Genomic DNA, 281 nt, shown 5'->3' with positions numbered 1-281 from the left:
AATTTGCATGTTTGCATTAGAATAGGCAGTAATGTCAATGTGTTGTTGATTTGGTGTTGCAAAAGAACCTGTTGTAGCTGTTTGATTTAATACTTCTACCCAATTCGTTCCATCGTACACTTCTACAATACCACTATCTGTCCCTCCAGATCTGTAAAACTGATCGAAGTCTAGGAATAGACCAACGGCTCCAGTGGTATCAAAAACTGGTGAGGTTAGCGTTTCTATTAATTGTGTACCATTTCCATTGGCATCACTATCAACAAAAGCTCCAGCTGTAC

The 281-nt window shown here is 39.1% G+C and carries 1 protein-coding gene; it reads right to left on the bottom strand.

The annotated features are described in order from the left end of the window. On the bottom strand, window positions 1-281 hold a 281-nt coding region (locus tag ACVC08_RS00425), incomplete at both ends, for a hypothetical protein (RefSeq protein WP_452600544.1).

Source organism: Pontimicrobium sp. MEBiC06410, from assembly GCF_053601615.1.
Note: the sequence above shows the minus strand (reverse complement) of the source record. Positions and strands in the feature narration are given on the sequence as shown.